Here is an 8,245-nt window from a genome sequence, read left to right as displayed (position 1 = left end):
GAGGGGCGCGTCGAGAGGGGCGCGTCGAGAGGGGCGCGTCGAGAGGGGCGCGTCGAGAGGGGCGCGTCGAGAGGGGCGCGTCGAGAGGGGCGCGTCGAGAGGGGCGCGTCGCAGACGGCGTCGAACCTCCCGCAAATAAGGAAATCGGGCGCGCGCCTACGGCGCAGCGCCCGTTTCATTCTTTGTACGCTTGTTTCGACGCGCTGTATTCGACGCGCTGTATTCGACGCGCCCTTCTCGACGCGCCCTTCTAGTCTTTCGCCGCGCGCGCCCCTTCCCTGAACGCGATCGACGTCATGACGAGCCACACTATTCCCACCAGAACACCGGCGAGAACATCGATCGGCCAGTGTACTCCCAGATAAATCCGTGAGTAAAGACTCATCAGCGAGATCGGAACCAGCACCCAGTACGTCCACGCCCACCCCCGCTCGCGGTGCAGGATGGCGCACACGGTGAAGAGAACGGCGATACTGGCGATGGCGTGGCCGCTGGGGTAGGCAGACCAACCGTACCAACCGCGGCGCTCGAAGAGGTCTGGGCGTGGACGGTCGTACAGATCCTTCAGTGCCGGGTTCAGCGTGTAGCTCCCGATCTGAACGATGAGCAGCCGCATCGCGAGATGCGGGCGCTTCATCCTGCTCCACAACCACCACACGCCGGCGAGCACGCCAGGAATGAGCGTGATGTTGGTGCCTAACCAGGGAGTCATGAGGAGCAGTCGGTCCGCCCAGGTTGGCAGATGCACGTGCGCCGCGATCATGAGCGATCGTTCCCATCTCGTGCCGTGCTGCCAATCGCCGTACCGTTTCGTCCAGCCGGCGACGGCCATTCCGGTGAGGAACGCGAACGAATAACCCGCGGCAATCGTCAGCCAGCGCTGACGCCACCACGGGCGCTCGTCTCGCGTTTTTTGGCTCCTGCTGTCGTGCTGGTTCACCCAAGCTGCCTGAGCAGGGAGCGCGCCAGCGCGCGATGATCATGTGGAACGGTTGCTGCCGTCGTGTTGCGTAGCGCAGCACGCGCCGCCACCACATCAACGGAGACCATCAATGACCGATCGCGACCGAGCGGGCGACCCCCAGCATCCGCGTGAGCAGGACGAATCCGATGACAGCCGCGAGGATACTCGTGGCAAAGACGTAATGCACGGCCGGAGTTTCGCCGGGGCGAACATCGCAAATACGGAACGCGATCAGACAAGCGAGCGACAGCGCATCGCCGAGCACGGCGCGTCGCTCGACGAGGTCGGTGAAGTCACCGACGCCGAGATCGAGGCACGTGAGGAACGGCGAGCGGAGCGGGCCGAAGACTAGAGGGTTGCGGGCAGAGGGTTGTGGGCAGAGCGTTTTCGCTCTCTACCCGCAACCCTCTACCCTCTACCCACAGCCCTCTACCCTACTGCTCCTTCTTTCGACTGACTCTTCGCTCCGTCCAGATCACCACGGTCGTGCATCCAGTCATGCCCGCCGTCTGGAACTGAGCCGGCGTCGTCACGCCGTTGTATACCTCGAGCGCGGCGACTTCCTCGGGACGTACATACGTGTCGAGATCGCCCGGCGTCATCTGCTGCCACGGCGCGCCGTCGACGTAGAACGTCACGCAACCGCCCGTTGGATCGCGGGAGCTCGTGATGACGTTGGTCCCGTCGCCCGCGGGCTGCACGCGAATCCCAGGCACGGTGCGCAGCATGTCGCTGAACTGCGTCGTCTGGCGATTCTTCAACTGATCGGAGTCGAGATAGTACCCCATGCCCGAGCGTTTGCGGTCGGCGAAACCCACGTCGCTGAGGCCGCGCTCGCGCGCCGCCGTCACGCGCATCGTGGTCAACACCGGTACGTACTCCGTCATCTTCACGGTGACGCTCTGCGGCGAGTTCTGCGAGAGCTCCACCGGCACCTCGGTCGGCGAGAATCCGAGCTGACGCACCTCGAGCGTTTGTGTCCCCGACGGCAAGCTGTCGAGAGTGAACCCCCCGTCCGCGCGTGTCTTCGTGGCCGCGCCCGTGTTCTGCAGCTCGACGCGCGCGCCCTCGACCGGCTGGCCGTATTTGTTGAGCACTTTGCCCGTGACACGCGAGCGGCCGCGGACCATCATCACGGTCTTCGAGCCCGAGTCATGCGGCGACGCCGACGCGATGACCTGCGACGTCGACGTTGAGGAAATGCTCATGCTGCGCATCGCGAGCAGCTGTGTCCCGCTCGTCCCGCCGAGGTCGACCGGCACCTCGCCGGTCTGCACGCCGTTGCGGAAGATCTGCAGCTTGCCGCTCATCGTCGCCGGCAGACCGCAGATGCGATAGTGCCCGTCCTTGCCGATCTGTTTCCCACGGACACGCGGCTCTTTCTTGAATCCCAGGGGATCGGACACGTAATAGAGCAGCGACGCCTTCGCGCCCTCGGCGGCAGCCTCGGTGTCCGCGTCGCGCACAAATCCGACGAGCGCCGCGGGACCGAGCGTGCGCTCCGCAGGAGTGCAGAAGAGCCCAACCAGCGTTTCGCCGGAGGGCACTGCGAGATCGGCTTCCTTCACGTCGCCCGCGTTGAAGGTCATCGGGGGCGTCACGAGCGCGATGCCGAGCGTGTCGAGCAAAGGATGTATGACGACGAGTCGCCGCATACCTGCCGGAACGCTGTCGATGCGATAGGTGCCGCTTGCGTCGGTGATGCCTTCGCGCGTGGTGTTCTCGACGCGAATGAGAGCACCGGCAAGCGAGCCGTCGTGGAGGCTGTCCAGCACGACGCCACGGATCGTGGCCACGCCTGCGGTGGCCGATGTGCCAGCGGGCGGATTCTGAGCGGCGGCGCTGACAGAAGCGAGCGCGGCGATGGCCGAAGAGAGTAGGAGATGCTTTGACACGTGTAGCTCGGGGGGTCGGCAGAGAAGGAGCCGGGGTACGTCCTGATAACCTACGGCGCTGCGCCCGGTTCCCTCAACCTCTGCGAACATCGCCAGCGTCACGAGCCAGCCCCGCTATTTTCCCCGCATGGATGCGTTGACGGACACGTGTGTTGCGATCGTGGGAGCCGGACGGATGGGGAAGGCGCTCGCGGCCGCCATGATTGGCGCCGAGCTGAGGGTAATTGGTCCCATTAGCCGGGGATCGGCGTCCAGATTGGTGACAAGCGCGGACACCGATAGCGCGGAGGTGGTTCTTCTTTGCGTCCCCGACGGCGCGATCGCCGCAGCGGCGCGTGCGATCGACCCGGGACCGCTCGTGGGCCATTGCTCCGGGTCGACGAGCCTGGCACCGCTGGCGCCTCACGAGGCGTTCTCGATGCATCCTCTCATGACGGTCGCGGGCGATGTGGCGGTATCATTCGCGGGTGCAGGGTGCGCCGTTGCGGGCAGCACCGAGCGGGCGCGCGCGGTTGCAACTGCGCTTGCGCGGCGGTTACGCATGAGGCCTTTCGCGGTCGCCGAGGCTGATCGCGACGTCTATCACGCGGCGGCATCGATGGCCTCCAACTACCTCGTGACGATCGAAGGCGCTGCGGAGCGACTCGGCGCGCTGGCGGGCGTCGACCGGGATCTGCTGGTGCCACTCGTTAGGGCCGCGGTCGAGAACTGGGCGCGGCTCGGCGCGCGCAAGGCGATCACGGGTCCGATCGCGCGCGGCGATGTCGAGACGGCGGAGCGTCAACGCGCGGCGCTGGCCGCACGAGCGCCCGAACTCGTGGACCTCTGGGATTCGCTCGCCCGCGCGACGCGTGCGCTTGCCGAGGATCCCCGATCGTGAGGATCATCCGCGAGATCGCGGTGCTCCGGGGAGCGCTCGAGGCGAGTCGCGCTACGGGCGCGCGGATCGGACTCGTGCCGACGATGGGCGCCTTTCACGAAGGGCATCTCTCGCTGATGCGGCGAGCGCGTATCGATACCGACGTCGTCGTCGTCTCGCTCTTCGTGAACCCGACACAGTTCAACGACCCGGCGGACCTCGAGGCCTATCCTCGCGACGAGGCTCGCGACGCGGCGATCGCACAGAGCGCCGGCGTCGACTATGTTTTTGCGCCTAACGCCGACGAGATGTACCAACACGACGCGTCGACGTCAGTGATTGTCGAGGGCCTCAGCGAGCCGCTCGAAGGAGAATCGCGCGGCCCGGGGCACTTGAAAGGCGTGGCGACCGTCGTTTCAAAGTTGTTCAACATCGTCCAGCCAACGGTGGCTTACTTCGGCCAGAAGGACGCGCAGCAGGCGCTGGTCGTGCGGCGAATGGTGCGCGATCTGCACTTTCCGATTCGCATCGAAGTCTGCCCAACCGTTCGCGAGCCGGACGGGCTGGCCATGTCCAGCCGCAATGTGCGACTCTCGCCGCAAGCCCGCGCGCAGGCGCTCGCGCTACGCCGCGGCCTCGACGCCGCGGTCTCGTCGATCGCTGGCGGTGAGCGCAACGCGGCCCGCGTCGCCACGCGGGCTCGCGCGGCGATGGAGGCCCTCGGCGTCGAGGCGGAGTACTTCGCCGTCGTGTCGCTGGACACCCTCGCGCCCGTGCGCACGCTGAGCGGTGAGATCCTGCTCGCTGTCGCCGCGCGGATCGGCGGTGTGCGGCTCATCGACAACGAGCTTGTTGGGACTCCGCCGGCGTGACGGCAACGCGTCGCCTAACGATCGAGGGTATTCGCGCCATGAAGGGGGGTGCCGAGCCCATCGTCATGGTCACGGCATACGACTTCTCGACGGCGCAGGTCGCCGAACAGGCCTGCGTCGACCTCGTGCTCGTCGGCGACTCGGCGGCGATGGTCGTGCTGGGCCACGAGAGCACGCGGCTCGTGACCATCGAGGAGATGCTGATGCTGACGCGTGCGGCGCGGCGCGGCGCTCCGTCGTCGCTGCTCATCGGCGACCTGCCGTACACGAGTTATGAAAGCTCTAACGAGCTCGCCGTCGCGACGGCGCGGCGCTTTGCCGAGGCGGGCTGCGACGGAGTGAAGATGGAAGGTGCCGGTCCGATCGTCGATCGAGCGCGTGCCGTGATCGCCGCCGGCATTCCGGTGATGGGGCACGTCGGCCTCACGCCGCAGCAGACGGGAGATCGCGAGGGCTTCCGCGTCCACGGTAAGACGGCGCAGGCGGCGCTGGACATCATCGCATCGGCAGAGGCTCTGGATGCGGCGGGTTGCTTCGCGATCGTCGCCGAGGCAATGCCCGCCGCCGTTGCGCGCGAGCTCACGCCGCGCGTGCGTGCTCCGGTGATTGGGATTGGCGCGGGCGGCGAGATCGATGGCCAGGTGCTCGTGTTCCACGATCTCGTGGGCCTCTATGACGCACACGTGCCGAGATACGTGAAGCGTTATGCGGAAGTGAAGAAGGTGATGCTGGACGCGGTTACGCGGTACGCCGAGGATGTGCGGGCGAGACGGTTTCCTGGTGCGGAACACGAATACCGGATGGAGGCGGCCGAGATTGAAAAACTGAAGGGTTTGTTGGAGTGAGGTCGATGACAGTCGCTACCTCTGCCCTCGTCTCCTCTCAGGGATCTCGACTCTGCCCTTCACATCCGCGTAATCGATGCTCCCGCTCGCCTTTCTATCGACGATGAAATCCCCGCCGATATGATCGACCTCGACCGTTCCGGATCCCTTCGAGCGCACGTGAACCGATTTCGCGACACTCGTTATGCGGAGCGATCCTGACCCCTTGCTCCCAATCTCCACACCACCTTCGACGTCGCGGATCTCGAGGAGTCCGGAGCCGTCGGTCACGTTCACGTCTCCCTTGACATCGGTGATGTGGAGCGCGCCGGATCCATCCTTCGCGCTCAGGTTCCCGCCGACGTGCTCGACCGTCGCCTCCCCCGAGCCGTCGCTCAGATCGAGCGCGCCCACGTTGCGAATCTCGAGATCGCCGCTCCCGTCCTGAACATCGATGGGGAGATCGCTCGGCACCTCGATCACGAGGTCGAGCGATTGACGCTCATCGTCGTTCCAGTCGCGATTCTCCGGGATGTCCGCCTCGATGTGAATCGTGCCGTCGCGCACTTCGGCGATGAGCCTGACATCCTCGAGCGCGCTGCGTGACGAGGCGCGGGCCGTCCCGCGGACGGTGACGTCGCGCGCGCCGTTCCGGCCGTCGATGCGGAGTGAGCCGGCGCGACCGATGACTTCGATCCGATCGACGCGCGAGGCGGGGACAGTGGCGTTCCGGGGCGCCGTGTAGTCCTGCGCGGCCACGGGCGCAGCACAAAGAGTCGAGAGGGCTATGATCGCGAAGTGCCGCATATGGATGCCGTTTGGGTGAGGGTCGTCTCGCAATTCGACACCGCTAACCGCAAAAATGTTGAAGCCGTGGTGTACCGAGAGTTACCCTATGGGTAGGACCCAGCACTCAGCCCCAACCATCGTGCGCCGACTCGTCCTCCTAACACTCTTCGTCCTCGTCCCCGCCACGCTCCCGGCGCAGTACTCCCGCGAGCGCGTTGCGCTCGTGCTCCGTGGCGAGGAGGCGCTCCAGCGCCAGGAGCTCGGCGCGGCAATCGACGCATTCCGCGAGGCAGCCCGCGATTCGAGCGCGAGGCGGCGGGCCGCGGCCGAGCGGATGCTCGGTCTCATCGATTGGCGCTTCTATAAGGAAGACGGAAACGCACGTCTCCATTTCGGCACCGCGCTCGCCACGCAGAGCGACACACCGGCGACGCTGATCGAGCTCGCGCGGCTCTCGAGCAACGAAGGTCGCTATCGTCAGGCTTTTGAATACGCTAATCATGCGCGCGTCTCGGCGACCGACGACGTCGCGCGGCGTGGCGCGATCCTTCAAATGGGCCACGCGGTCTCGGACGCGGCGCTGTCCGCGTTGCTCGGTGAGGACGCCGCCTCTCCCTCCGAACCGGTCGACTTGGCGTCGGCGTCGCTCGCGGTGGCATCACTTTCGATGCTCGTCCGCGAGACGCCGGGGCGTGCCGACGAGTCGCGCGAGTTGCTGCTCGCCGGGCTCGCCGCCGGCGACGGTGCCGCCGCGGCGCGCGGAGTGCATTCGTATTATCTCATCGGCGTCGGCGAAGCGTCGATGCGCACCACGATTCCAGCGACCCTGGCCGAGCTCGAGCGAACGCTTCCCTCATGGACGGGACGCGACACGCCGCGCGCGGTTCGCGTGCAGCTCGCCGCCGCGCTCACGCGGGCGCGGCTCATCGAAGCCGCCGCGCTCGTCGCGCCACCCGGTTCGGAGATCATTGCCTATTCGCAGTATTGCCGGCGCGTTGGTCGCGAGGCCGACGAATACTATCGACGCGCGTTGCTCGGCCAGGCGCGAGAAGACGAGCTGACGCGCGGGTACATTCACGCGACACGCGATCTCTGGCCTCGCCTGACGTGGAAGGGCAAGCCGCCGGCGTTCTATCCAGCCGGCGCGGAAATCGAGCTCGCGCGTCGCTTCGGCACGGTTATCCAGTTAGGCATCACCGGCGGCTTCTACGACATGCACATGGGCCACGTCGTCGGCGTCGAGCAGCGGACGGTGACGCAGTACGGCCGTCGAGCGCACGTGACGTTCATCGTCATCGACGGCATCGTCAGCAATGGTCTCCAGAGCTGGGCATGGGACGACGCGGGCGGTCACGGCGGCTGGCAACGGCGCGACACGATCGTTCAGGTTCGGCCCATTTTTGTCGAGCACTCGGTGAGCTTGTGGGTGAGCGCGGATTCGAGCCGGCGCGAGCGCGAGGACCGCAGCATTGCGATGGACAGCGCTCTCGATTGGAGGCTTGCCGCACAGGATTCCGTCACGTATCTGCCTGGAGTCGCGGCGCGTTTTCGGCGCGACGGACGCGACGCGCTCATCGACTCGTTGCGTCGTGCTGGCATTCCGGATTCCGCGCTTGGCGCCGCGTTCATTCGCGAGGCCTCGCGGCTGATTCGGCAAAGCTCGATCATCGCGCACGAAGGTCGTCACGCGATCGATGACACCGTTCGACCGTCGCTCGGCACCGAGGAGCGCGAGTTTCGCGCGAAGCTCTCGGAGGTGGCGTTCGCGGCTCGGCCGAAAATCGTGCTATCGTCTATCATGCACCCCAACATCGGCGACGCCACGCCGCATGGTCGGGCGAACGCGCGCGTCATGCTGGGACTGATCCGATGGATGCGCGCGAACTCGTCATCGATTCCCGGATTGGATACGAGCAGGCCGTTGTTGCCGCAGTTGCCTCTACTCTCCGATGCGCAGCTGCGTCGCGCGTTTCGGGCCATGGATCCATTGGCGCACGGTGCATGATGAGGGGCTGGGGCTAGAGGTTAGGGGCTAGAGGAAC

At 66.2% G+C, this 8,245-nt stretch carries 8 protein-coding genes; 5 read left to right on the top strand and 3 right to left on the bottom strand.

Annotation, left to right across the window (positions count from 1 at the left end; all coding sequences use genetic code 11):
• Positions 1–250: 250 nt before the first annotated feature.
• On the bottom strand, positions 251–940 hold the full coding sequence (locus tag VGH98_07205) for a phosphatase PAP2 family protein (GenBank protein ID HEY2375750.1): 690 nt from the start codon (positions 938–940) through the stop codon (positions 251–253).
• A 112-nt stretch (positions 941–1,052) separates the two neighbouring features.
• Here VGH98_07205 and VGH98_07200 point away from each other — a divergent pair, with 112 nt between their 5' ends.
• Positions 1,053–1,316: a hypothetical protein gene (locus tag VGH98_07200; GenBank protein ID HEY2375749.1), complete on the top strand. Its 264-nt coding sequence runs from the start codon at positions 1,053–1,055 to the stop codon at positions 1,314–1,316.
• A gap of 82 nt (positions 1,317–1,398) precedes the next feature.
• Here the strand turns inward: VGH98_07200 and VGH98_07195 are convergent, their stop codons facing one another.
• A complete protein-coding gene (locus VGH98_07195; protein HEY2375748.1) occupies positions 1,399–2,859 on the bottom strand; it encodes a carboxypeptidase regulatory-like domain-containing protein in 1,461 nt (486 codons plus the stop codon).
• 127 nt (positions 2,860–2,986) lie between these two features.
• On the opposite strand from VGH98_07195, the gene VGH98_07190 reads away from it, so the two are divergent.
• From VGH98_07190 to panB, 3 genes are read left to right on the top strand one after another with little or no spacing between them, the layout of a single operon-like run.
• Positions 2,987–3,739, top strand: coding sequence for a Rossmann-like and DUF2520 domain-containing protein (locus VGH98_07190; protein HEY2375747.1), 753 nt, complete (start codon positions 2,987–2,989; stop codon positions 3,737–3,739).
• On the top strand, positions 3,736–4,590 hold the full coding sequence (gene panC, locus VGH98_07185; protein ID HEY2375746.1) for a pantoate--beta-alanine ligase: 855 nt from the start codon (positions 3,736–3,738) through the stop codon (positions 4,588–4,590). The genes VGH98_07190 and panC overlap by 4 nt, the downstream gene beginning before the upstream one ends.
• Positions 4,587–5,435: a 3-methyl-2-oxobutanoate hydroxymethyltransferase gene (gene panB, locus VGH98_07180; GenBank protein HEY2375745.1), complete on the top strand. Its 849-nt coding sequence runs from the start codon at positions 4,587–4,589 to the stop codon at positions 5,433–5,435. The genes panC and panB overlap by 4 nt, the downstream gene beginning before the upstream one ends.
• A gap of 15 nt (positions 5,436–5,450) precedes the next feature.
• Here panB and VGH98_07175 read toward each other — a convergent pair whose 3' ends face one another.
• Positions 5,451–6,221 carry a hypothetical protein gene (locus VGH98_07175; protein HEY2375744.1) on the bottom strand — a complete coding sequence of 257 codons (771 nt, stop codon included), beginning with the start codon at positions 6,219–6,221 and terminating at the stop codon, positions 5,451–5,453.
• A 121-nt stretch (positions 6,222–6,342) separates the two neighbouring features.
• Between VGH98_07175 and VGH98_07170 the strand changes: the two genes are divergently transcribed.
• A complete protein-coding gene (locus VGH98_07170) occupies positions 6,343–8,208 on the top strand; it encodes a hypothetical protein (protein HEY2375743.1) in 1,866 nt (621 codons plus the stop codon).
• Positions 8,209–8,245: the final 37 nt, after the last annotated feature.

This window comes from Gemmatimonadaceae bacterium, from assembly GCA_036496605.1.
Taxonomy (GTDB): domain Bacteria; phylum Gemmatimonadota; class Gemmatimonadetes; order Gemmatimonadales; family Gemmatimonadaceae; genus AG2.
This window is presented reverse-complemented; position numbering and strand designations above follow the sequence as displayed.

Bases quoted from the DNA above. Each gene is read 5' to 3' on its own strand.
- VGH98_07200 (HEY2375749.1), top strand. From the start codon at position 1,053: ATGACCGATCGCGACCGAGCGGGCGACCCCCAGCATCCGCGTGAGCAG.
- VGH98_07190 (HEY2375747.1), top strand. From the start codon at position 2,987: ATGGATGCGTTGACGGACACGTGTGTTGCGATCGTGGGAGCCGGACGG.
- VGH98_07175 (HEY2375744.1), bottom strand. From the start codon at position 6,221: ATGCGGCACTTCGCGATCATAGCCCTCTCGACTCTTTGTGCTGCGCCC.